Origin of the sequence: Agromyces sp. C10, assembly GCF_023217995.1 — a bacterium.
GTDB classification, from domain to species: Bacteria; Actinomycetota; Actinomycetes; order Actinomycetales; family Microbacteriaceae; genus Agromyces; species Agromyces indicus.
Map to the genome: position 1 here is coordinate 41,528 of NZ_JALPSX010000003.1, position 23,483 is coordinate 65,010.

A 23,483-nucleotide genomic window follows, 5' to 3' on the forward strand; every position below is an offset into this window, starting at 1 on the left:
GTGGTGAACCGTGCCGCAGCCCGTGATCGTCGCCAGGGACCTCGTCAAGAAGTACGGGGAGTTCGCCGCCGTCGACGGGCTCTCCTTCGAGGTGGCGCCCGGCGAGTCGTTCGGGCTGCTCGGCCCGAACGGCGCTGGCAAGTCGACCACCATGCGCATGATCGGCGCGGTCTCCACGCGGACCGCGGGCGACCTGTCGATCCTCGGGCTCGATCCCGACCGGCACGGTCCCGACATCCGCTCGCAGCTCGGGGTCGTGCCGCAGGCCGACAACCTCGACACCGAGCTGCGGGTGCGCGAGAACCTGCTCGTGTACGGCCGCTACTTCGGCCTGCCGCGTCGCGTGGTCGCCGAGCGCGCCGACGAGCTGCTCGAGTTCGCCCAGCTGTCCGACCGCGGGCAGGCGAAGGTCGACGCGCTCTCCGGCGGCATGAAGCGCCGGCTCACCATCGCGCGCGGGCTCATCAACGACCCGCGCATCATCCTGCTCGACGAGCCGACCACCGGGCTCGACCCGCAGGCCCGGCACATCCTGTGGGACCGCCTGTTCCGGCTGAAGGAGCAGGGCAAGACGCTCGTGCTCACGACCCACTACATGGACGAGGCGGAGCAGCTCTGCGACCGCCTCGTCGTGGTCGACCACGGCCGCATCATGGCCGAGGGCTCGCCCGCCCAGCTCATCCGCGAGTACTCGTCGCGCGAGGTGCTCGAGCTTCGGTTCGGGTCCGACCGCAACGAGGAGGTCGCGCGCGCCCTCGAGGGGTCCGGCGATCGCATCGAGGTGCTGCCCGACCGCATCCTCGTCTACACGGCCGACGGCGAAGCCGAGCTCGAGCGGATCTCGGCCGCGGGACTGCACCCGATCACGAGCCTCGTGCGGCGCTCGAGCCTCGAGGACGTCTTCCTGCGCCTCACCGGACGGAGCCTCATCGAATGAGCGGGAGTGAGAGCGAAGCGCCGTACCGAGACCGGTCGGCGACCGATGACGCGACGACGGATGACGCACGTGGGGCCCTCGAGGGCGGCATCCGCCCGCGCCGCTTCGGTGCGTGGTACGTCGCCGAGCACCGGTTCCGGGTGATGTGGTCGTATGCGCAGACCATCCTCGTGACCGGCTTCGGCGAGCCGTTCATCTACCTGTACGCGATGGGCGTCGGGCTCGCCACGCTCGTCGACCGCAACCTCTCGCTCGAGGCCGGCGGGGTCGGCTACCTCGTCTTCGTAGCGCCCGCGCTGCTGTGCAGTGCGGCCCTGACCACGGCGATGATCGAGTTCTCGTACCCGGTACTGCTCGGCTACAAGTGGAACCCGACCTTCACCGGCATGCACTCCGGGCCGATCAGCCCGGGGCAGATCGTCGACGGCCTCGTCATCTCGGTCGTCGTGCGCCTCGCCGCGACGGTCGCGATCTACTTCGGCTTCATGCTGCTGTTCGGCGCGGTGCCGTCGGCGGCCGGCTGGCTCGCGGTGCCGATCGCGACCCTCACCGGCATGGCCTTCGGCACGCTCCTGATGGCGTACGCGTCGACCATCCGCGAGGACTCCGGCCAGCTCGCGATGGTGCAGCGACTGGTCGTCCTGCCCCTCACCCTCTTCTCGGGCACCTTCTTCCCGCTGTCGCAGCTGCCGTGGTTCCTGCAGTGGATCGGCTGGATCTCGCCGCTCTGGCACGGCACCGAGCTCACTCGCGTCGTCACCTTCGGGTACGCCGAGCCGGTGTGGCTCACCGTGCTCCACGTGGTGGTCCTGGTCGCCATGACGGTCGTCGGATGGGCCTGGGCGCGCCGCATCGCCGTGCGGAGGCTGGCCGCATGACCCTCGTCGACCACGCGCTCGAGCACCGCGGGACCGGTCGCCGCGGCGTCGGCGCGCTCTACGCCGGCAACTCCCGCGCCGTGATGTACCGCGGCTGGCGCGCGACGCGATCGACGAACTGGCTGGTCATGCTGAGCGGACTGTTCGAGCCGATCTTCTACCTGCTCTCGCTCGGCATCGGCCTCGGCGCCCTCGTGGGCACCGTGGCCGTCGACGGCCGAGAGGTGCCCTACGCGGCCTTCATCGCCCCCGCGCTGCTCGCGGTCGCGGCGATGAACGGCGCGATCTACGACTCGACGTGGAACGTCTTCTTCAAGATCCGCTTCGCCAAGCTCTACGAGGGCATGCTCGCGACCTCCCTTGGTCCCCTCGACGTGGCGCTGGGCGAGATCGCGCTCGCGCTCCTGCGGGGAGCGCTCTACGCGGGCGGCTTCATGCTGGTCATGCAGGTGCTCGGACTCAACCTGTCGTGGTGGGCCGTGCTCGCGATCCCGGCCGTGCTGCTCATCGCGTTCGGCTTCGCCAGCATCGGCATGGCGATCACGAGCTACCTGACGACGTTCCAGCAGATGGACTGGATCAACTTCGTCATGCTGCCGATGTTCCTGTTCTCGGCGACGTTCTACCCGCTCACGGTGTACCCCGAGCCGGTCCAGTGGCTGATCCAGGCGCTCCCGCTCTGGCACGGGGTCGAACTGGTGCGCGGGCTCACCACCGGCGTCGTGGGGCCCGAACTGCTGGTGCACGTGGCCTACTACGCGGCAATGATCGCCGTCGGGCTCGTCTTCACCACGAAACGCCTGCGGGCGCTGTTCCTCGACTGACCGAACCGCCGGTCGGCGTGTGTTTCCGCGTGTGACGGCTCACCGCGACATCCGCTCGGGCCGCGCGTATCGTCGCCTGCACGTCACCGATCCGCGAGGAGCACGCCATGTCGACCCCGAAGCCGCACGCCGCCGCCGAGTTCCAGCCGGGCCTCGCGATGGGCATGCGCGGCTGCGTCGACGGCGAGGCGTGCTCGAGCCTCCGGCCCGGTCACGAACTGCACCCCATGCAGGAGCGGCTCTCGCGCATCGCCGCGAGCCGGTGGCTCGACGCGGTCGTCACCGCCGTGCACGCCGACGGCGTGGTCGAACTCGTGGACCTCGACGGCGGGGCCCGTCGCGTCTGGCACCACGACGGGCTCCACCGACAGCTCGCGCCGGGCGACCCGGTCGCCTTCCACGAGGTCTACGACGTGCTCGCGCGCGGCGAGGACCGGTTCAGCGTCGCCGCGATCTGAGCACTGGCGGCCACGAGCCGGCCCACCGCACCGAGTGATCAGCTCGCGGGCATCATCTCCCGCATCGAGCCCATCATCTTCTCCATGGCCGACACCGCCTGGTCGCAGGCCATCGCGCACATGCGGCAGTGCTCGCTCATCTCGGCGTGCCTCGCGCACTCCTCCGAGCAGGCACGGCACATCATGACGCAGGTCTCCATCATCGACATCATGACCTGCATGTCGTAGCCGGTCGTGCGGAGCATCATCCGCATCATGGTGTCGCACACGTCGGCGCAGTTGGAGCACATGGCGGCGCACCGGCCCATGCCCTCGCCCGCGTCGGCGTCGGCGCACATGACGCACGCCTGCATACACGCGGAGAGGGCCTCCATGGCCTCCTGCATCATCGACATGTCCATGTCCTTCATGGGCATGTCGGATCCCGACATGGCGCCCTTCATCATGTCCATCGTCATGTTCATCCGCGCACCTCGCCGTTCCGGGGGCCGGGTGTCGACGTTGCCGGCAGCGGACCCGGCGACCCCTGTCGCGCGACATGGTACGCCGGGTCCGGAACCGCCAGAAGGGGTTGCTACAGCGACGCGACCTCGGTCTCGCCCTCGGCGATGCGGCCGGTCGTCCGGTCGGCGCCGATGCCCGCGTCGTCGTAGTCGACGTCCTTGGTCTCCTTCGAGAGCAGGAGGGCGACGAGGGTGAGCACGCCCATCGTCGAGAGGTAGATCCCGACCGGCCACGGCTGGCCGTCGGCCGCCGCCCAGAGCGCCACGGCGATGAGCGGCGCGACCGCGGCGCCGAGGATCGACGACACGTTGTACGCCACCGCCGAGCCCGTGTAGCGCACGTTGGTCGGGAACAGCTCGGGCAGCAGGGCGCCCATCGGACCGAACGTCGCCCCCATGAGGACGAAGCCGAAGACGAGGAAGGCCTGCGCGAGCGCGCCGGTGAACTTCGGGTCGAGCTGCGGCATGAGGAACAGGTTGAACGTGAGTCCGAACACGATGATCGCCACGGTGACCCAGATGAGCAGGCGACGGCGGCCGATCGCGTCGGCGATGGGACCCGAGAGCAGCGTGAAGATGCCGAAGAACACGACGCCGATGATCTGCATGGTCACGAAGTCCGCATACGCGAACCCGAGGCCGGGGTAGAACTGCGCGGCGAACGCGTTCGCGTCGAACTCGGCTCCGGATGCCGCGGCCGCGGCTTCGGCGGCGGCCGACGCGGTCTCGAGGTCGGCCGCCTTCGTGCCGTACGAGAGGGTGAAGTTCGTCATCAGGTAGAAGAGCACGTAGGTGGCCAGCATGATGAACGTGCCGAGGATGAGCTCGCGCCAGTTGTGGCGGAACGCGGCGCCGAGCGGGAGCTTGCGGATCGTGCCCTTCTCGGCGGCCTTCGTGAACGCGCTGGACTCGACGAGCTTCAGGCGGACCCAGAGGCCGACGATGACCATGACGGCCGAGAAGAGGAACGGCACGCGCCATCCCCACTCGAAGAACCACTCGCGCGAGGGCGCGAGGAGGTTGATGGCGAGGAACACCCCGTTGGCGATGATGAAGCCGAGCGGCGCCCCGAGCTGCGGGAAGGTGCCGTACCAGGCGCGCTTGCCCTTCGGGGCGTTCTCGGTCGCGACGAGCGCCGCCCCCGACCACTCGCCGCCGAGGGCGAAGCCCTGCGCCAGGCGCATGATGAGCAGCAGGAGGGCTGCCCACCAGCCGATCTGGTCGTACGTCGGCAGCAGGCCGATGAGGAACGTCGCGATGCCCATGGTGAGCAGGGACGCCACGAGGGTGGCCTTGCGCCCGTGCTTGTCGCCGAAGTGGCCGAAGACGATGGCGCCGACCGGTCGGGCGACCATCGCGGCGCCGAAGACGGCGAACGACGCCAGCAGCGCGGTGGTGTCGTCCCCGGTGGGGAAGAACAGGATCGGGAACACGAGCACGGCCGCGGTGGCGTACGCGTAGAAGTCGTAGAACTCGATGGTGGTGCCGACGAGGCTGGCGAGGATGACGCGGCCGCGCGAGTTCGCGGGCGCGGCGGGCGTCGCCGGGGCGGTCGGGTTCGGGTCGGTGGAGGAGGTTGCGGTCATGGCAGGGCGGGACTCCGGTGCGTACGTGGGCCGGGGCGGGGCGCCGGGATGGGGCGCGACCCGCCGGGTGGGGGTGGAACCGCTGCTTGTGGCAACCTGCTCACCCTACGCGCGGGCCGCGGCGCGGGCGAGCCGGGCGCGACGAGCGGATCGTGGTGTGCGACGAACGGCGACATCGGCGATTTCAACGCGCGACGAATGTCACGTAAGGTAAGCCTTACCTGATCTTGCCGGAGCCTTCCCGGCACCCCTCCACGAACGGCCACACGTGCGCACGACCCTGACCCGGACCGAGCCCCACGCGCTCGACCTGCTCGGCGGCGACCCCAGCGCACCCGCACTCGTCACGCCCGCGGCATCCGTCGACTACGCCGAACTCGCCGACCGCGTCGCCGCCCGCCGCGCGGAACTCGGCACCGGCCGCCGCCTCGTGTTCCTGGCCGGCTCGAACACCGTCGAGACCGTCGTGACCTACCTCGCCGCGCTCGCGGGCGGTCACCCGCTGCTCTTCACGCAACCGGACGCCGCGGGGGGATCGGCGCTCGAGGACGTCGTCGCGCGGTACGCACCCGATGTCGTCGTGCGGGTCGGCGCGGACGACGAGGTCGAGCTCGACCGGCTCCGCGACGAGAGCCGGCACGTGTTCCACCGCGACCTCGCGCTGCTCGCGAGTACGTCGGGGTCGACCGGGTCGCCGAAGCTCGTGCGCCTCTCGCAGCGCAACGTGCTCGCCAACGCCCGATCGATCGCCGACTACCTGCGGCTGACGCCGGAGGACCGTGCGGCGACGACGCTGCCGCTGCACTACTGCTACGGCCTCTCGGTCGTGAACAGCCACCTCGTCGCCGGCGGCAGCCTGCTGCTCACCGACCGCTCGGTCGTCGAACCGGCGTTCTGGGCCGAGTTCGACGCGCACGAGGCCACCTCGATCGCGGGGGTGCCGTACACCTACGAGCTGCTCGAGACGACCGACTTCTCGCGGCGACCGCACCCGTCGCTCCGGTACGTCACCCAGGCCGGCGGGCGCATGGATCCCGAGCGCGTGCGCGGGCTCGCCCGGCTCGGCCGGGAGCGCGGGTTCGAGGTCGTCGTGATGTACGGCCAGACCGAGGCGACGGCGCGCATGGCGTACCTGCCGGCCGAGCTCGCCGAGACCGCGGCCGGCGCGATCGGCGTGCCCATCCCCGGCGGATCGTTCCGCATCGACCAAGGCGCCGGCGGCGCACCCGGCGAGGGCGAACTCGTCTACACCGGGCCGAACGTGATGATGGGTTACGCCGAGACGGCCGCCGACCTCGGGCGCGGACCCGAAGTCGACGAGCTGCGGACGGGCGACCTCGCGCGCCGCCGCGACGACGGGCTCTACGAGATCACCGGCCGCCTCAGCAGGTTCGTGAAGGCGTTCGGACTGCGGCTGGACCTCGACCTCATCGAGCGACGCCTCGCCGAGGCCGGCGTCGAGGCGCGCGTGGTGGGCGTCGACGAGCACCTCGCCGTGTTCGTCCGCGAGGAGCGATCGGTGGCGCGGGCCCGCGACGCGGCCGCGCGGATCACCGGCCTGCCCGCGCACGGCTTCGACGTGCACGCCATCGCCGAGTTCCCGCGCACGCCGAACGGCAAGCCGGACCACGCCGCGCTCCGGGCGCATGCGAGCCTGCTCCGAGCGACGGATGCCGCGGATGCCGCCGCCGTGCCCGCCGGCGCGACCACCGCCGAGGAGCTGCGCGACCTCTACGCCGAGCTGCTCGGCCGGCCCGACGCCACGCCGGACGACAGCTTCACCAGCCTCGACGGCGACTCGCTCAACTACGTCGAGCTCGCCCTGCGACTCGAGTCGCGCCTCGGGGCGCTGCCGACGGACTGGCCGAGTCGGAGCATCGCCGAACTCGCCGGCGCCCCGGCGCCCGCCGACATCGGGGCCGACGCCGCAAGCACCCCCTCGCCGTCCGTCGCAACGGTCGACGCCGGGGCGCCGACCGCCGCGGGGCGCGCGGCGACGCGACCGGCACGACGGAGTCCAGGCCGCGTCGACCGTCCGGGGCCGGCACGCCGCCGCATCGCCCACGTCGAGACCTCCGTGGTCCTGCGCGCCGTCGCGATCGTGCTCATCGTCGCGACGCACGCCGACGTCATCCAGCTCCAGGGCGGCGCCCACCTGCTGCTCGCCGTCGCCGGCTTCAACCTCGCCCGCTTCCGGCTCACGCCCGGGCGGCTCGGCGGCGAAGCGGGCGCGGCCGGCACCCGGGCGGCCCGGATGCGGCGCGTGGGCGGCCTCCTCCGGAGCGCCCGATCGATCGCCGTGCCGGCCGTGCTCTGGCTCGGCGGGGTCGCGCTCATCGCCGGCACGTACGACCCGGCGACGGTGCTCCTGTCGAACTGGCTCGCCGGAGCCGACGGCGGGTGGAGCGACCAGTGGCACCTCTGGTTCCTCGAGGCGCTCGTCTGGGCCATCCTCGCCGTCGCGGCGATCATGGCCGTGCCGCGGCTGGACGCGCTCGAGCGTCGGCGCCCGGTCGCCTTCGCCGCGGTCGTCCTCACGGCCGCGCTCGCGCTCCGGTACGCGGCATCCGGGGGTCTCACCACGCCGTCGCCGGTGCACTACGCGCTGCCCGGGGTGGCCTGGCTCATCGCGCTCGGCTGGTTCATCGCGCGAGCGACGACCACGCGACGTCGGGTCGCCGCGAGCGTCATCGCACTCGTGACCGTGCCCGGCTTCTTCGGCGATCCGGTTCGGGAGGCCGTCGTGCTCGTGGGTCTCGGGCTGCTCGTCTGGGTCACGAGCCTGCCGGTCCCGGTCCGCCTCGCCGCGGGCCTCGGCACCGTGGCATCCGCCTCGATGTTCGTCTACCTGACCCACTGGCAGGTGTATCCGCCGATCGAGGAGGTGTCGCCGCCGCTCGCGATCGTCGCGTCGTTCGCCGTCGGCATCGCCGCCTGGTGGGCCTGGAACCGGACGAGCGGATGGCTCGCCTCGGTTCGGGTGGGACCTTCGGCACATCGGCAGCGCTCCACCCGGGATTGAATCGTGATCGCGCGCACGCGCGACATCCGGGGGCAGGGGGAACCATGGCCGAATTGGACTACGGGCCGGTCGACATCTACGTCGTGAGCTTCGAGGGGGATCGGCCGGACGACGCGACGCTGTCGGCGCTCGGCGAGCTGATGCTGGGCGACGAGATCCGGTTGCTCGACCTGCTCATCGTCGCGCGCGGCGATGACGGCACGGTCACCGTCCGCGAGTACGAGGAGTTCCGCGACGACTTCGGGTTCACGATCGTCGAGCTCGAGGCCTCCGGCGTGATCGGCGACGAGGACATCGACGAACTCGCCGAGGCGATCCCGCCCGGCACGGCGGGTGCCGTCATGGCGATCGAACTGCTGTGGGCGAAGCGGCTCGCCTCCGCCTTCGCCGCATCCGGCGGCGAGGTGCTCCAGGTGGAGCGCATCCCTGCGACCGTCGTCAACGAGGTGTTCGCCGCAGCGGCGAACGTGGAATAGGGGAGGACCGTCATGCCACTCGGCAGGGGAGGCCGACCGGGACTGATCGGCATGGCCGCGCGGACGGCCGTGGTCGCAGGCACGGCGACCGCGGTGAGCGGCAACGTCGCCCGTCGGCAGCAGCAGCGCTACGCGAACCAGCAGGCCGAGCAGCAGGCGGCGGCGCAGCAGCAGTGGGAGGCCGAGCAGTACCAGGCCCAGCAGGCGGCGGCCGCGCCGCAGTACGCGCCACCGCCTCCGCCGGCGGCTGCGCCCGCGGCGGCGGCGCCGGCGCAGGGCGGCGTCGACGTGGTGGCCGAGCTGCAGAAGCTCGCCGCGCTGAAGCAGCAGGGGATCCTGGACGACGCCGAGTTCGCGGCGGCGAAGGCGAAGCTGCTCGCGTGACGACCTGACCGGCCGGCGCCGCTCGTCGCCGTCGGCTGATCAGGCGCGCAGCGCCTGCAGCGCCTTCGCGGTCACGATCGCGGCCTCCGCGGCCTCGCGGCCCTTGTCCTCCTTGGACCCGGGCAGGCCGGCGCGGTCGAGGCCCTGCTGCTCGTCGTCGAGCGTCAGCACGCCGAAGCCGACGGGCTTGCCCGTGTCGAGGGCGACGCGCGTGAGCCCGTCGGTCGCGGCCGACGACACGTACTCGAAGTGCGGCGTGCCGCCCCGGATGATCACGCCGAGCGCCACGACCGCATCGGCGCCCGCCTCGAGGGCCGCCTTCGACACGACGGGCAGCTCGAAGCTGCCGGGGACCCGGACGAGCTCGAACTCGGCGCCGGCGCGCTCGAGGGTGCCCGTCGCGCCCGCGATGAGCCCGTCGGTGATCTCGTCGTGCCAGCTGCCCGCCACGACGACGACCCTCAGGCCGCGGCCGTCGACGTCGAGTTCGGGGGATCCGGCTCCGCTCATGATGCGTGTCCTCTCAGCAGTGCGTCCGCGGCCGCCTCGGTGAGCTGGCCGTCGTCGATCGAGTGTCCCATGCGGGTGCGCTTGGTCTCGAGGTAGCCCGCGTTGACCGCTCCGACACCCACGACGAGCGGCAGGCGGTCGGCGACGCGGATGCCGTGGGCCTCGAGCTGGCGGACCTTCTCCGGGTTGTTCGTGAGCAGCCGCACCTGCTCGACCCCGAGGTCGTCGAGGATCGCGCTCGCGGCGCTGAAGTCGCGCGCGTCGATCGGGAGCCCGAGGGCGAGGTTGGCGTCCAGGGTGTCGAGTCCGCCCTCCTGCAGCCGGTAGGCGCGGAGCTTGTTGATGAGCCCGATGCCGCGGCCCTCGTGACCGCGCAGGTAGACGACGACGCCGCCGTGCTCGGCGATCGTGGCGAGGGCGGTGTCCAGTTGCGGGCCGCACTCGCACTTGAGCGAGCCGATCGCCTCGCCCGTCAGGCACTCCGAGTGCACGCGGGCGATGGCCCCCGCAGGGTCGGCGGTGGGGTCGCCCGCGATGATCGCCAGGTGGTCCGCTCCCGTGCTGCGGTCGCGGTAGGCGCGGACCCGGAAGGTGCCGTGCACGGTCGGCAGGTTCGTCTCGACCTCGAACTGCACTCGCGGCGACTCCGCGATCGGCTCGGGCGCCTCGCCGGCGGCGAGGTCCTGCCCCTCGTGGTGCTCGCGGAGCCAGGCGATGAGCGCCTCCACCGTCGTGACGGGCAGACCCTCCTGCTCGGCGAACGCGATCAGCCGCGGCAGGCGCATCATCTCGCCGTCGTCGTCGACGAGCTCGCCGATCACGCCCACGGGGGACAGGCCTGCGAGGCGCATGAGGTCCACCGCGGCCTCGGTGTGGCCCGCGCGCTCGCGGACCCCGCCGTCGACCGCGCGGAGCGGCAGGATGTGCCCCGGCCGGATGAGCCGTTCGGGCGTGGCGTCCGGGTCGGCGAGGATCCGCAGCGTGTGCGCCCGGTCGGACGCCGAGATGCCCGTCGAGATGCGGTCGGCCGCGTCGACGGAGACCGTGTAGGCGGTGCCGCGCACGTCCTCGTTGCGCTCGACCATCAGCGGCAGGCCGAGGCGGTCGGCGAACGCGTTCGGCATGGGCGCGCACAGGTAGCCGCTCGTGTGGCGCACCATCCAGGCGATCCACTCCTGCGTCGCGAACTCCGCGGCCATGATCGCGTCGCCCTCGTTCTCGCGGCCCTCGTCGTCGGCCACGATCACGGGCTTGCCGGCGCGCAGGGCCTCGAGGACCTCGGGCATCGTCGCGAGGCTCATCGGACGCCTCCGATCGACGGCTCGGCGAGCGAGGACGGCAACGCCCGGTGCGCATCGAGCCGCAGCATCCGCTGCACGTGGCGTGCGAGCACGTCGGTCTCGAGGTTCACCCGGTCGCCCGCCTCGAGTCGGCCGAGCGTGGTCGCCGCGAGCGTCTCGGGGATGAGGGACACCTCGAACCAGGAGCCGTCGGGCTCGTCGCCGAGCGCGCTGACGGTCAGGGAGACGCCGTCGACCGCGATGGATCCCTTGTCGACGACGAGTGCGGCGAGCGCGTCGGGCAGCGAGAAGCGGATGACGCGCCACTCGTCGCCCGGACGCACCTCGAGCACCTCGGCGGTGCCGTCGACGTGCCCCTGCACGATGTGGCCGCCGAGCCGGTCGCCGACGAGCGCGGCCCGCTCGAGGTTCACCGGTCGCCCCTCGGCGACGTCGTCGAGCGTCGACATGCGGAGCGTCTGGGCCATGACGTCGGCCGTGAACGACTCCGCGTCGGCGTCGACCACGGTGAGGCACACGCCCGACACCGCGATGGAGTCGCCGTGGCGGACGCCCTCGACGACCTTGGGGCCGCGGACCGTGAGTCGCACGACGTCGGCGTGCGGTTCGACGCGCGCGACGCTGCCGAGTTCCTCGATGATTCCGGTGAACATGCTCAGGCCTTCTCTCGGGTGGATGGGTCGGGGTGCGCCGCCGTGCGCGGCCGGGCGACGACGAGCAGGTCGTCGCCGAGGCGCACGAGGTCGGCGAAGTCGTAGCGGAGGGCGTCGGCGATGGTGGTCACGCCGACGTCGGCGACGGCGGTCCTGGGGCCGCCGATCACCGCTGGGGCGAGGTATACGAGCAGCTCGTCGGCGAGTCCGGCCGCGAGGAACGCGCTCGCGAGGGTGGGTCCGCCCTCGATGAAGAGCGAACGGATGCCGCGCCGCTGGAGCTCCGCGAGGTCGGCGACGAGGTCGTCGCCCGTGAACCGCAGCAGGTCGTGCGGATGCCGCTCGAGGGCCGCCCCGGCGGGGACCTCGCGTCGACCGAAGACGACCGGGACGGGCTGGGCGTCGAGCAGCGAGCCGTCGGCGTCGCGGGCGGTGAGCGACGGGTCGTCGGCGAGGACGGTGCCCGTGCCGACCGCGATGGCGTCAGCGGCGGTGCGGCGCCGGTGGACGTCGGCCCGGGCCTCCGGTCCGGTGATCCAGCGGCTCGATCCGTCGGGCGCGGCCACGCGGCCGTCGAGGCTCGACGCCCACTTCACGGTGATGCGGGGTCGGCGGTGCCGGGCGGCGAAGAGCCAGTCGTCGAGGAACGCCTCGACCTCGTCGGCGAGCAGGCCGGCCTCGGTCTCGATGCCCGCGTCGCGGAGCGTGCGGGCGCCTCCGGCCGAGTGGTCGCCGGGGTCGTCGACGGCGTAGACGACGCGCGCGACGCCCGCCGCGATGAGCGCCTGGGCGCACGGGCCGGTGCGGCCGGTGTGGTTGCAGGGTTCGAGCGTCACGACCGCGGTCGTCCCGCGGGCGCCGTCCGGGCCGAGCCGTTCGAGCGCGTCGACCTCCGCGTGCGGGGTGCCGGCGCCGCGGTGCCACCCCTCGGCGAGGGGACGGCCGTCGGGGGAGAGGATGACGCAGCCGACGCGGGGGTTCACCCCTCGGGCCGGGCCGCGCTCGGCGAGTTCGAGCGCCCGGCGCATCGCCGCGGCATCCGTCGCCGCTCGCGTGGCCGTGGACATCGGGTGCCTGCCTTCCAGGCTCCGGGGGTCCCGACGACGCGGGAAACGCCGGCGACGCGCTGCGTCGCCGACCCGTGCCGCCTCCCATCCGGACTTTCACCGTCGGTACCGGAGTTCCACCGGTTCAACCGTTCGCGCGCGGCCGGACGGCCACGCGCTCCCGGCTCGCGGACTATCACCGCCGGTTCGGACTTGCACCGACCCCGGAGCACGTTTCGATTCGATTCTAGGTCAACGCCGGAGGGCGCCCGGTATTCCCGGGCTCGCACGCCCCGCGCGCGACGGTCAGCGGCAGGCCGCCGCCGCGGCGATCTGCGCGTCGCTCGGCCGTCCGTACGCCTCGATCCCCGATCCGGGCACGTCGTAGCCCATGCCGATCGCCCAGGCCGTGGCCCACGCCTCGTGGTCGCCGGAGAACTCGGGCCCCGCGAAGATCGCATGGCAGGCCTCGCGCAGCACCTGCGTGTGGCCGACCTCGTGCACGACCACCGCCTTGGCGTTCTCGTCCCACGACCAGGCGTCCTCGATGCTCTCGCTGAGCGAGACGAGGCCCCAGCCGTCGCCGTCGTCGAAGAACTCGGCGGTGCCCGAGTACCAGCCGTCGCTCGAGTAGCCGCCGACGACGTAGTCCCAGGCGAAGTCGATCTCGACCCCGAACGAGATCGACCGCGCGAAGGCCTCGATCTCGGCGCGCACCGGGAACGACCGGCGCCGCTCCTCCTCGGCCTGGTGCGAGGAGCGGACGGCGGCGACGCTCGTGGCGAGGTCGGTGAGCCGCACGGTCGTGCCCGAGCCGCCCGACGCGTCGTCGAGGGCGGCCTGCAGGGCGGCGCGCGTGCGGTAGGTGGCCGATGGGCTCGCGGCGAGGATGGACGCCGCCGCCTCCTCGGCGCCCGTCATCAACGCGTCCGCGGCATCCGACACCGTTCGGACGGCGCCCGCGACGCGCTCGGTCGACGCCTCGATGCGCTCGGACGCCGCGACGCGCTCGGGGATGAGCTCGACGAGTTCCCACAGGTCGCCGTACCGGTCCCACGCGGGCGCGAGTTCGGACGGCGCCGTGAGCGAGGCGATCGTGGCCGCCCCCGCCGGACGGTCGGCGACGACCTCGGCCGCCTCGGCGACCGCGGTCTGGAGCGCCGTCCGATGCTCCTCGCTCACGAGGTCGCCGGCCGCCACCTCGAGGAGGCGCTCCGCGCGGGCCAGCACGGCCTCGCCGTGGTCGACGGCGGCGCCGTGGTCGACGGTGGCCTCGTCGTACCGCCCGTCGGCGGCCGACCACTGCGGCCAGACCTGGGCGTGGGCGAGGGACGAGCCCACCTGGTGCCCGGCGAGGGCGACCGCGATGACCGCGGCGACGGCGGCGGCGGCTCGGATGCCGGCGGAGCGACGCCCTCGGGCGGGGGTGGCGTCGGACGGGTGCATGGGGTCCTCTCGTGCGCGGCCGTCCGGGGCCGCGAGCCTCACGCTACCGGTCGGAATCCCGCTCGTGGATCACGATTGCGTCGCGTCGCCGGATGTCGTCGGCGCGGTCTCGATGAGCCCGCGCGCGGTGCCCTCGTCGACGATGAGGTCGGTCACCAGTCCGGCGGCCAACGCGCCCCTCAGGCTCGGCAGCTTCGCGGCACCCGCCACCACGCAGATGCGACGCGGCGCACGGCGCAGCACCGCGAAGTCGGGCCCGGTCGCGCGCGCGTTGAGGGCGATGCCGTCGGTCGAGCCGTCGGCCCGGTAGAAGACGGTGGCGACATCGCCGACCACGCCGTCGCGGCTGAGCGCCTCGTAGTCGGTGCGCTCGAGGTAGCCGCCCTGGTAGACGTGGCTCGGCACCTCGGCGAAGGGGGAGCCGACGCCGAAGATCGCGACGTCCATCGCGGCCTGCAGGTCGAGCAGGCGCCGGGTGCTGCGCTCGCGCCAGAAGGCCTCCTTGGTCGCCGGGTCGTCGAAGAACGCCGGCACCGGGAACTGCTGGACCCGCGCGCCGAACGCGTCGCCGAATCGCCGCAGCAGCTCGGAGGCGTAGAGGATGCCGGTGGTGCGGAGGTTGCCCGCGCCGTTGAGCTGGACGACCTCCGAGTTGTGGGTCGCCTTCGGCGCGAGGTGCCGGCTCATGGCGCTCATCGTCGAGCCCCAGGCGATGCCGATGGTCTGGTTCGAGTCGATGAACCGGTTGAGAATCCGTGCAGCCGTGAGGGCCACGCGCTCGAGGCGGTCGACGTCGCTCGCATGGTCGGGCACGGGCACGACGTGCGCGGACACCTCATGGCGCTCGAGGATCTCCTGCTCCAGCCGGCTCGGCAGGTCGAGGGGCGAGTGGATCGAGATCTCGACGAGTCCCGTCGCGCGGGCGTGGCTGAGCAGGCGCGACACCGAGGATCTCGAGGTGTGCAGCTCCTTCGCGATGGCGTCCATCGTGAGGTCCTGCAGGTAGTAGAGGTGGGCGGCGCGCAGCGCGTCGCGGGTCTTGCCGTCGGGCAGCGCGCCGTCGAGCGCGGGCCCCGTGGCATCCGTCACCGTCATCCCGGACTCCCTTGCACGTTTGTTCATTCCGGTTGCAAGCATGTGCGCGTGTGCACACGATGTATTCATCCACAGCCGGGCACCCACCGCAACCCGGCGTGACCAGCTCGAAAGGACAGCGATGTCGCCCACCACGTCGCCGACGACGCCCCGCTCCACGCCCGCCCCCCGCCCGCGCGCCGAGATCGCCGAGCTCCGCGCCCGACCGACCGCCGAGGTCGTCATCATCGGCGGCGGCATCAACGGCATCGCCACGTTCCGCGACCTCGCACTGCAGGGCGTCGACGTCGTGCTCGTCGAGCGCGACGACTTCGTCTCGGGCGCATCGGCCGCCTCGAGCCACATGATCCACGGCGGCATCCGCTACCTCGAGAACGGCGAGTTCCGGCTCGTGCAGGAGTCGGTGCAGGAGCGCAACGGCCTGCTCCGGATCGCCCCGCACTACGTGAAGCCGCTTCGCACGACCGTGCCGATCTTCTCGACCTTCTCCGGCATCCTCTCGGCGCCCCTGCGGTTCCTCACCCACCGGCAGGGCGCGCCCACCGAGCGCGGGGCGGCCCTCATCAAGGCCGGCCTCACGATCTACGACGCGTTCTCGCGCGACGGCGGCAGCGTGCCGCGTCACCGGTTCCTCGGCCGGAAGCGGTCGCTCGCGGAGCTGCCCGCCCTGAACCCCGCGTTGAAGTACACCGCGACCTACTACGACGCCAGCATGCACGACCCGGAGCGGCTTGCCCTCGACGTGCTGCACGACGGCCTCGCCGCCGGTCCGCACGCACGTGCGGCGAATCACCTCGAGGCCGTCGGCTTCGGCCCGGCCGGAGTGCGCGTGCGCGACGGCGTCACGGGCGACGAGTTCGACCTCGCCGCCGACGTGGTGGTCAACACGTCCGGTCCCTGGACCGACCTCACGAACGCGCAGCTCGGCCGCGAGACCCGCTTCATGGGCGGCACCAAGGGGTCGCACATCGTGCTCGACCACCCCGAGCTGCTCGAGGCCACGGGCGGTCGCGAGATCTTCTTCGAGCACGAGGACGGCCGCATCGTCCTCATCTACCCGCTGAAGGGCCGCGTGATGGTCGGCACGACCGACCTCGAGCACGACATGCGCGAGCCCGCGGTCTGCACCGAGGAGGAGGTCGACTACTTCTTCGACCTCGTCGCGCACGTTTTCCCAGGCATCCGCGTCGACCGGTCGCAGATCGTCTACCGCTTCTCGGGCGTCCGTCCGCTGCCGCGCCACGACGACACGAACCCCGGCTTCGTCAGCCGCGACTACCGCATCGAGCGAGCGGATGTCGCGGAGCGACCGGGCACGACCCTGCTGAGCCTCGTCGGCGGCAAGTGGACCACCTTCCGCGCGCTCGCCGAGCACCTCGCGGACGAGGTGCTCGGGCTCATCGGCCGCACCCGGGCGCGGTCCACCCGGGGCCTCCCGGTCGGCGGCGGTGCCGGGTACCCCACGACGGATGACGCGCGGCTGGTCTGGGTCGCCGGGCACGGCGACGGCGTCGGACGGGAGCGCGCCGAGCAGCTGCTCGAGCGTTACGGCACGCGCGCCGCCGCGCTCATCGCCGCGGTCGAGGACGGTCCCGAGACGCCGCTCGTCGGACACGACGGGTACAGCCGCGAGGAGATCGCCTGGATCACGCGCCATGAGCGCGTCGTGCACCTGGCCGACGTGGTGTTCCGCCGGACGAGCCTCGCCTTCACCGGCGCCCTGACGCCGGCCCTCCTCGACGAACTGGCCGACGTCGTCGGCCGGGAGCTCGGCTGGGACGAGGGGACGCAGCGGGCCGAGGTCGAGGGCACGCGGCGCGTGCTCGCCGAACGGCACGGCGTGCACCTCGCCGAGCCGTCGCTGGTCGAGTAGCGCGCCGGAGGCGCAGGTCTCGAACTTGCACAGACGTGCACGTCGGACCGCCCGTTCCGGGCGGCTCCGGCGGGTACGTTTCATCGGGGCCGAGCGGCCCCGCCCCCGGAACCGGCCACCGACGGCGGTGGTCCGGATGAACGAAAGAAGGTCAACGTGGACAATCTCGGTGTCGTGTTCCTCTCGGAACTCATCGGCACGGCCATGCTGCTGCTCCTCGGCTGCGGCGTGGTCGCCAACGTCGCCCTGGCGAAGACGAAGGGCTTCGCCGGCGGCTTCCTCATGGTCAACTTCGGCTGGGGACTCGCGGTCTTCGCGGGTGTCGTCGTCGCCTACGCCTCGGGTGCGCACCTCAACCCGGCGGTGACGCTCGGCCTCGTCGCGAACGGTGCCAGCGAGTTCGGACAGGGCGTCCCCGTGGACGTGCTCTCGGTCGTCACCTACATCGGCGCGCAGCTCATCGGTGCCTTCCTCGGCGCGACCGGCGCCTGGCTGGCCTACAAGCAGCACTTCGACGATGAGCCGGAGCCCGCCACCAAGCTCGGCGTGTTCTCCACCGGTCCGGCGATCCGCTCGTACGGCTGGAACCTCGTGACCGAGATCATCGGCACGTTCGTGCTCGTGTTCGTCGTGATCGGGTTCGGCCGCAACGGCGACGCCTCCGGTCTCGCGGCCCTCGGCGCCCTGCCCGTCGCACTGCTGGTCGTCGGCATCGGCGCCTCGCTCGGTGGTCCGACCGGGTACGCGATCAACCCGGCTCGCGACCTCGGCCCGCGCATCGCCCACGCGGTGCTGCCCATCAAGGGCAAGGGCGGCTCGGACTGGGCCTACTCGTGGGTGCCCGTCGTGGGCCCCATCATCGGCGGGGTCCTCGCGGGTCTCGCCGCGATCCCGCTGCTCCCGCTGCTCGGCTGACCCCGCGGCATCCGCTCACCCCCTCACCCAACCCCCTGAACACGATGGAGTCCTCAGATGGCTGACCACATCCTCGCGATCGACCAGGGCACGACCTCGTCGCGCGCGATCATCTTCGACAAGTCCGGTTCGATCGTCTCGACCGGCCAGCTCGAGCACGAGCAGATCTTCCCCAAGGCCGGCTGGGTCGAGCACGACCCGATGGAGATCTGGCGGAACACCCGCGAGGTCGTCGGGCAGGCGCTCGGCAAGGCCGACCTGACCCGCCACGACATCGCCGCGGTGGGCATCACCAACCAGCGCGAGACCGCCGTCGTCTGGGATCGCACCACCGGCGAGCCGGTCTACAACGCGATCGTCTGGCAGGACACGCGCACCCAGCCGATCGTCGACCGCCTCGCCGCGGACGGCGGCGTCGAGCGCTTCAAGGCCAAGGTCGGCCTGCCGCTCGCGACCTACTTCTCGGGCACGAAGATCGTGTGGATCCTCGAGAACGTCGAGGGCGCGCGCGAGAAGGCCGAGTCCGGCGACCTGCTGTTCGGCACGACCGACACGTGGGTGCTGTGGAACCTCACCGGCGGGGTCGACGGCGGTGTGCACGCGACGGATGTCACCAACGCGAGCCGCACGCTGTTCATGGACCTCGAGACCCTGCAGTGGGACGACGAGATCCTCGGCATCTTCGGCGTGCCGCGCTCGATGATGCCCGAGATCCGCTCCTCCTCGGAGGTGTACGGCACGGTCGAGGAGTCGAGCCTGCTGCGCGAGACGCCCATCGCCGGCATCCTCGGCGACCAGCAGGCCGCGACGTTCGGCCAGGCCGCGTTCGCCGCGGGCGAGGCCAAGAACACCTACGGCACCGGCAACTTCCTCATCTTCAACACGGGCGAGGAGATCGTCCACTCGAAGAACGGGCTGCTGACGACGGTCGGGTACAAGCTCGGCGACCAGCCCGTGCACTACGCACTCGAGGGGTCGATCGCCGTCACCGGATCGCTCGTGCAGTGGCTGCGCGACAACCTCGGCCTCATCTCGTCGGCCGCCGAGGTCGAGGAGCTCGCGAAGTCCGTCGAGGACAACGGCGGGGCGTACTTCGTGCCCGCCTTCTCGGGCCTGTTCGCGCCGTACTGGCGTCCGGACGCGCGCGGCGCACTCGTCGGCCTCACGCGCTACGTGAACAAGGGCCACATCGCGCGCGCCGCGCTCGAGGCCATCGCCTTCCAGACGCGCGACGTGGTGGAGGCCGTGAACGCCGACGCCGGCATCGACCTCACCGAACTCCGCGTCGACGGCGGCGCGACGGCCAACGACACGCTGCTGCAGTTCCAGGCCGACATCCTCGGTGTGCCGGTCGTGCGCCCGGTCGTCGCGGAGACCACGGCGCTCGGCGCCGCGTACGCCGCCGGGCTCGCGGTCGGGTTCTGGTCGGACCTCGACGACCTCGCCAAGAACTGGCAGGAGGACCGCCGCTGGACGCCGTCGATGGACGCCGACGAGCAGGGCCGCCTGGTCCGCAACTGGAAGAAGGCCGTCACGAAGACCCTCGACTGGGTCGACGACGACGTCCGCTAGTCGCCGCCGAGCCGAGCGGCGAGGAGCGCGGGCAGCTCGGCGAGCGTGCGGATCTCGAGCACGCCCGCCGCAGCGGCATGCGTCGCCTCGTCACCGGCGGGGCGCAGGCCGGGCCGGTTGAGCCAGACGCCGACCAGCCCGGCCTCCGCCGCGCCGATCGCATCGGTGCGCAGCCGGTCGCCCACGTAGGCGGCGCCAGACACGGGCGCGTCGGCGGCGAACCGCGCGACCGCCGCTGCGAAGATGCGCCGGTCGGGCTTCGCGACGCCCTCGGCACCGGATGCCACGAGGTGGGCGATGCGTCCCGGATGGCCGACCTCGAGCCCGAGCCGCACGAGCTTGGCGAGCTGGAACTCGAACTCGCCATTCGTGATGATGCCGAACCGCACGCCGGGCAGCACCGTCTCCAGCGCGTCGAGCGCCGGGTGCACGTCGTCGTGGAGCGCCCACGCCTCGCGGTACCGCTCGAAGTACGCGCCGAACCAGGCGCCCGCCGCCTCGTCGTCGACCTGCTCGCCGTGCGCGAGCGCGAAGTCGGTGGCCCGCGCCCGACGCTGCTGCTCGAACGTCAGGTCTCCGGCGAGGTACGCGTGGTAGTGCCGTTCCTCGAGCTCGTGCCACAGCGCCTGCGCCGCCGCGAGGTCGCCAGCGTAGGCCCGCTCCCGCATGTGCAGCGCGATGCCGGCGGCGACCGCCTCGCGATGCGCCATGAGCGTGTCGTCGAGGTCGAACAGGACGACCGGCCCGCCCCCGGCTGTTCCGACCGCACCCGATGCGGAGTCGGCGCTGCTCACCGCCGGCCGAGGAAGCCCACGCGGTCGTACACCCGGGCGAGCGTCTGCTCGGCCCGCTCGGACGCCTTGTCGGCCCCGATCGCGAGCAGCCGGTCGAGCTCGGCCGGGTCCTGCATCAGCTCGAGCGTGCGCTCCCGGATCGGCGCGACGCGCTCGACGACGACCTCGGCGAGGTCCTTCTTGAGGTCGCCGTAGCCGCGACCGTCGTACTCCGCCTCCAGCTCGGGGATCGTGCGCCCGGTGACCGTCGCGTAGATGTCGAGCAGGTTCGCGATGCCGGGCTTCGCCTTCGGGTCGTAGCGGATCTCGCGCTCGGTGTCGGTGACCGCGCTCCTGATGCGCTTGGCGATGACCTTCGGGTCGTCCATCAGGTTGATCAGCCCGTTCGGGCTCGACGCCGACTTGGACATCTTGGCCGTGGGCTCCTGGAGGTCGTAGATGCGAGCCGACTCCTTCGGGATCATCGCCTCGGGGACGACGAACGTGTCGCCGAACCGCGAGTTGAAGCGGCCCGCGAGGTCGCGCGTGAGCTCGAGGTGCTGACGCTGGTCGTCGCCGACGGGCACCAGGTGCGTGCCGTACAGCAGGATGTCGGCGGCCATGAGCACCGGATAGGTGAACAGGCCGACGGTCGTCGCCTCGGCGCCGTACCGCGTCGACTTGTCCTTGAACTGGGTCATGCGGCTCGCCTCGCCGAAGCCCGTGAGGGTGCCCAGCACCCACGCGAGTTCGGTGTGCGCCGGCACGTGCGACTGCACGAAGAGCGTGGAGTGCTCGAGGTCGACGCCGGCCGCGAGGTACTGCGCCGCCGTGCGGCGGGTCGCCTCGCGCAGCGCGTCGGGCTCCTGCGGCACCGTGATCGCGTGCAGGTCGACCACGCAGTAGATCGGGTCGTGGTCGTCCTGCAGGGCGACCCAGTTCACGAGCGCGCCGAGGTAGTTGCCGAGGTGGAGCGAGTCGCCGGACGGCTGCATGCCGGAGAAGACGACGGGACGTGCGGAGTTCATGGATTCAGGAGTCCTCAGGGGTCGGAATGGCGTAGTCGACGACGACGGGGGCGTGGTCGGACCATCGCTGGTCGTAGGCGTCGGCGCGGTCGACCGAGTACGCCTGCACCAGGTCGGCCAGCGCGGGCGTCGCGAGCTGGTAGTCGATCCGCCAGCCGCTGTCGTTGTCGAACGCCTTGCCGCGCCACGACCACCACGTGTACGGGCCGGGCACCTCGCCGGCGACCCGACGGCCCACGTCGACCCAGCCGAGGCCCGCGCCGGCGTTGTAGCGCTCGTCGTCCTCCGAGCCCATGAACCGGTCGAAGTACGCGCGTTCCTCGGGCAGGAAGCCCGCCCGCTTCACGTTGCCCTTCCAGTTCTTGATGTCGAGCGTGCGGTGACCGACGTTGAGGTCGCCCACGACGACCGCGAGCTCGTGTTCGGCGAGCTGCGTCATCCGCTCGCTCATCGCATCGAGGAAGCGGTACTTGTCGACCTGCTTGGGCGAGTCGGCCTCACCCGAGGGGACGTAGCAGCTCACGACCGTGACGATGCGCCCGCCGACCTCGTAGTCGGCCTCGAGCCAGCGGCCGGCGGTGTCGTGGTCGGTCTCGCCGAGCTCCACCCGGTGGATGTGCGCGTCGGCGCGACTCGCGATCGCCACGCCCGCGCGGCCCTTCGCGGTGGCCGGGTCGTGCAGGATGCTCCACTCGTCGCCCAGCAGGGCGGCGAGGTCGTCGGTCGACGCGCGGACCTCCTGCAGGGCGAGGAGGTCGACATCGCGCGCGGCCAGCCAGTCGCCCATGCCTCGGCGGAACGCCGCGCGGACCCCGTTCACGTTGGCGGTGGCGACACGGAGCATCGAGGCGGGGGGCATGCCTTCGATCCTAGGCGAGCCCCCCGACGTCCCGGTTCCGGCGCCGCCCGCGCCGCCGCCGCGCGGCCGCCGCCTCGGCCGCTGCCTGATCGAGTGCCCGTTCCGCGTCGGCGACCGCGAGCTCCGCGTCGGCCAGGTCGGCCTCCGCGCGCGTCAGCCGCCGTCGGCCGCGCAGCCACCCGAACCATCCGGCCTCCTCCATGGCGTCGCGGATCGTGCGGACCTCGCGTCGACGCTCGGCCGCGTCGGCCCGGCGCTCCGCGAGCAGCGCCTCGGCCGCCCGCTGGTCCGGCGTGACCGGGCGCAGGGTGTCGTTCGCGTCGGCCGTCTCGATCGCGATCCAGGCGGCGGCGACGAGGATCACGATGCTCGCGATGCGGAACCACAGCAGCAGGCCGATGAACACCGTGAACGTCGCCAGTAGCGGGTTGTTCGTCGTGGCCGTCACGAGGAAGCCGCCCAGCACGTGCAGGACGCTGAGCGCCGCCGAGCCGAGGAGCGAGCCGATCCACATGCGCCGCCACGGCACGGCCGCTCCCGAGAGGAACCGGAACAGGACGGCGAGGGCCACGGTGTCGATGACGAACACCACGACGAGCGACCCGAACCGCAGGCCGCCCGACATCACCGGCGAGGCCGCTTCGGCCGAGAGGCCCAGCAGGTCGAGGAACGCGTCGAGGAGGGTCGTGGCGACGATCGAGAGCAGGGCAGCCACGACGAGGGCGATGCCGAAGCCGAGCGAGGCGAGGAAGTCGCGCGCCTTGAGCAGGACGTACGGCCGGTCGTCGCGCGGCAGGCCGAACGTGCTCCTCACCGCGAGCCTCGTGTACGTGATCCAGCTGATCGCCGTCCAGATCAGGCCCGCCAGGGCCACGGCGCCCGTCAGGCCGAACAGGCTCGTGCTCGCCTCGGTCACCTCGACGAGGTCGTCGGTCGTGATGAGGCCGGTCGGGCCGATGAGTCCGGGCGCGTAGGTGTTGATCAGCGTGATGAGGGCGTTCAGCGTGCCCGGGCTCGACACGAGCCAGAGCCCGGCGATCGCGAACGCCACGTAGATCGCGGCGAACGTCGCGAACAGCGCCTGGTAGCTCATGCCCGCCGACAGCAGGAACCCGTTGCGCTGCAGGAAGTGCCGCCAGACGCGCACGGGGAAGATCTGCATCGTGCGCCGGGTGAGGTCCGTCACCCGCGCGATCGGCTCGTCGAGGCGCAGCCTGAGCTCGCGCCCGTTCACCGGCTCCGCGCGGGGCGCCACCGCGGCGCCGCTCGCGTCGCCGTCGGGTCGTCCCGCTCCGCGTCGTCCCACGCGATCACCCTAGCCAGTGCTTGGCCCCGGACACGACG

At 72.2% G+C, this 23,483-nt stretch carries 22 protein-coding genes and 1 riboswitch; of the genes, 10 read left to right on the top strand and 12 right to left on the bottom strand.

Annotation, left to right across the window (positions count from 1 at the left end):
- Positions 1 to 10 precede the first annotated feature (10 nt).
- The 4 genes from M1L56_RS03995 (at position 11) to M1L56_RS04010 (ending at position 3,097) form a co-directional block, all read left to right on the top strand.
- Positions 11 to 937 (top strand): ABC transporter ATP-binding protein, encoded by a 927-nt coding sequence (locus M1L56_RS03995; RefSeq protein ID WP_248598265.1) that lies wholly within the window; start codon positions 11 to 13, stop codon positions 935 to 937.
- Entirely contained in the window at positions 934 to 1,815 is an 882-nt protein-coding gene (locus M1L56_RS04000; protein WP_248598266.1) for an ABC transporter permease, read from the top strand. Before M1L56_RS03995 ends, M1L56_RS04000 begins: the two co-directional genes overlap by 4 nt.
- Positions 1,812 to 2,639, top strand: a complete 828-nt coding sequence (locus M1L56_RS04005) for an ABC transporter permease (protein WP_067947960.1) — start codon at positions 1,812 to 1,814, stop codon at positions 2,637 to 2,639. Before M1L56_RS04000 ends, M1L56_RS04005 begins: the two co-directional genes overlap by 4 nt.
- A gap of 107 nt (positions 2,640 to 2,746) precedes the next feature.
- The gene (locus tag M1L56_RS04010; RefSeq protein WP_248598267.1) at positions 2,747 to 3,097 is read left to right on the top strand and encodes a hypothetical protein; all 351 of its coding nucleotides are present in this window, start codon (positions 2,747 to 2,749) and stop codon (positions 3,095 to 3,097) included.
- A 38-nt stretch (positions 3,098 to 3,135) separates the two neighbouring features.
- On the opposite strand, the gene M1L56_RS04015 is transcribed toward M1L56_RS04010, so the two are convergent.
- Positions 3,136 to 3,561 carry a hypothetical protein gene (locus M1L56_RS04015; RefSeq protein ID WP_231878583.1) on the bottom strand — a complete coding sequence of 142 codons (426 nt, stop codon included), beginning with the start codon at positions 3,559 to 3,561 and terminating at the stop codon, positions 3,136 to 3,138.
- A gap of 110 nt (positions 3,562 to 3,671) precedes the next feature.
- Complete coding sequence (locus M1L56_RS04020) at positions 3,672 to 5,186, bottom strand: MFS transporter (RefSeq protein ID WP_248598268.1); 1,515 nt, start codon at positions 5,184 to 5,186, stop codon at positions 3,672 to 3,674.
- A 268-nt stretch (positions 5,187 to 5,454) separates the two neighbouring features.
- Between M1L56_RS04020 and M1L56_RS04025 the strand changes: the two genes are divergently transcribed.
- Genes M1L56_RS04025 through M1L56_RS04035 form a run of 3 tightly spaced genes read left to right on the top strand, consistent with a single transcriptional unit; the run spans position 5,455 to position 9,068 of the window.
- Complete coding sequence (locus tag M1L56_RS04025; RefSeq protein ID WP_248598269.1) at positions 5,455 to 8,208, top strand: AMP-binding protein; 2,754 nt, start codon at positions 5,455 to 5,457, stop codon at positions 8,206 to 8,208.
- 44 nt (positions 8,209 to 8,252) lie between these two features.
- Positions 8,253 to 8,684, top strand: a complete 432-nt coding sequence (locus M1L56_RS04030) for a DUF6325 family protein (RefSeq protein ID WP_157356767.1) — start codon at positions 8,253 to 8,255, stop codon at positions 8,682 to 8,684.
- 12 nt (positions 8,685 to 8,696) lie between these two features.
- Positions 8,697 to 9,068, top strand: coding sequence for an SHOCT domain-containing protein (locus M1L56_RS04035; protein ID WP_067947970.1), 372 nt, complete (start codon positions 8,697 to 8,699; stop codon positions 9,066 to 9,068).
- Positions 9,069 to 9,107: 39 nt separating this feature from the next.
- On the opposite strand, the gene ribH is transcribed toward M1L56_RS04035, so the two are convergent.
- The 6 genes from ribH to M1L56_RS04065 all read right to left on the bottom strand — a co-directional run bounded on the left by ribH (position 9,108) and on the right by M1L56_RS04065 (position 15,119).
- Positions 9,108 to 9,578 carry a 6,7-dimethyl-8-ribityllumazine synthase gene (gene ribH / locus M1L56_RS04040; protein WP_067947972.1) on the bottom strand — a complete coding sequence of 157 codons (471 nt, stop codon included), beginning with the start codon at positions 9,576 to 9,578 and terminating at the stop codon, positions 9,108 to 9,110.
- A complete protein-coding gene (locus M1L56_RS04045; RefSeq protein WP_067947974.1) occupies positions 9,575 to 10,879 on the bottom strand; it encodes a bifunctional 3,4-dihydroxy-2-butanone-4-phosphate synthase/GTP cyclohydrolase II in 1,305 nt (434 codons plus the stop codon). The genes ribH and M1L56_RS04045 overlap by 4 nt, the downstream gene beginning before the upstream one ends.
- Positions 10,876 to 11,532, bottom strand: coding sequence for a riboflavin synthase (locus tag M1L56_RS04050; protein WP_248598270.1), 657 nt, complete (start codon positions 11,530 to 11,532; stop codon positions 10,876 to 10,878). Before M1L56_RS04050 ends, M1L56_RS04045 begins: the two co-directional genes overlap by 4 nt.
- 2 nt (positions 11,533 to 11,534) lie before the next feature.
- Positions 11,535 to 12,599 (bottom strand): bifunctional diaminohydroxyphosphoribosylaminopyrimidine deaminase/5-amino-6-(5-phosphoribosylamino)uracil reductase RibD, encoded by a 1,065-nt coding sequence (ribD, locus tag M1L56_RS04055; RefSeq protein WP_248598271.1) that lies wholly within the window; start codon positions 12,597 to 12,599, stop codon positions 11,535 to 11,537.
- A 70-nt stretch (positions 12,600 to 12,669) separates the two neighbouring features.
- A riboswitch (FMN riboswitch) is annotated at positions 12,670 to 12,815 on the bottom strand.
- Positions 12,816 to 12,884: 69 nt separating this feature from the next.
- Positions 12,885 to 14,024 carry a hypothetical protein gene (locus tag M1L56_RS04060; RefSeq protein ID WP_248598272.1) on the bottom strand — a complete coding sequence of 380 codons (1,140 nt, stop codon included), beginning with the start codon at positions 14,022 to 14,024 and terminating at the stop codon, positions 12,885 to 12,887.
- A 69-nt stretch (positions 14,025 to 14,093) separates the two neighbouring features.
- Complete coding sequence (locus M1L56_RS04065; RefSeq protein ID WP_248598423.1) at positions 14,094 to 15,119, bottom strand: sugar-binding transcriptional regulator; 1,026 nt, start codon at positions 15,117 to 15,119, stop codon at positions 14,094 to 14,096.
- 121 nt (positions 15,120 to 15,240) lie between these two features.
- Between M1L56_RS04065 and M1L56_RS04070 the strand changes: the two genes are divergently transcribed.
- The 3 genes from M1L56_RS04070 (at position 15,241) to glpK (ending at position 19,479) form a co-directional block, all read left to right on the top strand.
- Complete coding sequence (locus M1L56_RS04070; RefSeq protein WP_248598273.1) at positions 15,241 to 16,992, top strand: glycerol-3-phosphate dehydrogenase/oxidase; 1,752 nt, start codon at positions 15,241 to 15,243, stop codon at positions 16,990 to 16,992.
- A gap of 204 nt (positions 16,993 to 17,196) precedes the next feature.
- Complete coding sequence (locus M1L56_RS04075) at positions 17,197 to 17,907, top strand: MIP/aquaporin family protein (protein ID WP_067948053.1); 711 nt, start codon at positions 17,197 to 17,199, stop codon at positions 17,905 to 17,907.
- Between the two features lie 57 nt (positions 17,908 to 17,964).
- Entirely contained in the window at positions 17,965 to 19,479 is a 1,515-nt protein-coding gene (glpK, locus tag M1L56_RS04080) for a glycerol kinase GlpK (RefSeq protein WP_248598274.1), read from the top strand.
- Here the strand turns inward: glpK and M1L56_RS04085 are convergent.
- The 4 genes from M1L56_RS04085 to M1L56_RS04100 are packed head-to-tail and all read right to left on the bottom strand — an operon-like array spanning position 19,476 to position 23,445.
- Positions 19,476 to 20,273 (bottom strand): HAD family hydrolase, encoded by a 798-nt coding sequence (locus M1L56_RS04085; protein ID WP_248598275.1) that lies wholly within the window; start codon positions 20,271 to 20,273, stop codon positions 19,476 to 19,478. The two genes, glpK and M1L56_RS04085, sit on opposite strands and share 4 nt — an antisense overlap.
- Positions 20,270 to 21,280 carry a tryptophan--tRNA ligase gene (gene trpS, locus M1L56_RS04090; protein WP_248598276.1) on the bottom strand — a complete coding sequence of 337 codons (1,011 nt, stop codon included), beginning with the start codon at positions 21,278 to 21,280 and terminating at the stop codon, positions 20,270 to 20,272. The genes M1L56_RS04085 and trpS overlap by 4 nt, the downstream gene beginning before the upstream one ends.
- Before the next feature lie 4 nt (positions 21,281 to 21,284).
- Positions 21,285 to 22,139: an exodeoxyribonuclease III gene (locus tag M1L56_RS04095; protein WP_248598277.1), complete on the bottom strand. Its 855-nt coding sequence runs from the start codon at positions 22,137 to 22,139 to the stop codon at positions 21,285 to 21,287.
- Positions 22,140 to 22,149: 10 nt separating this feature from the next.
- A complete protein-coding gene (locus tag M1L56_RS04100; protein ID WP_248598278.1) occupies positions 22,150 to 23,445 on the bottom strand; it encodes a YihY/virulence factor BrkB family protein in 1,296 nt (431 codons plus the stop codon).
- Positions 23,446 to 23,483 lie beyond the last annotated feature (38 nt).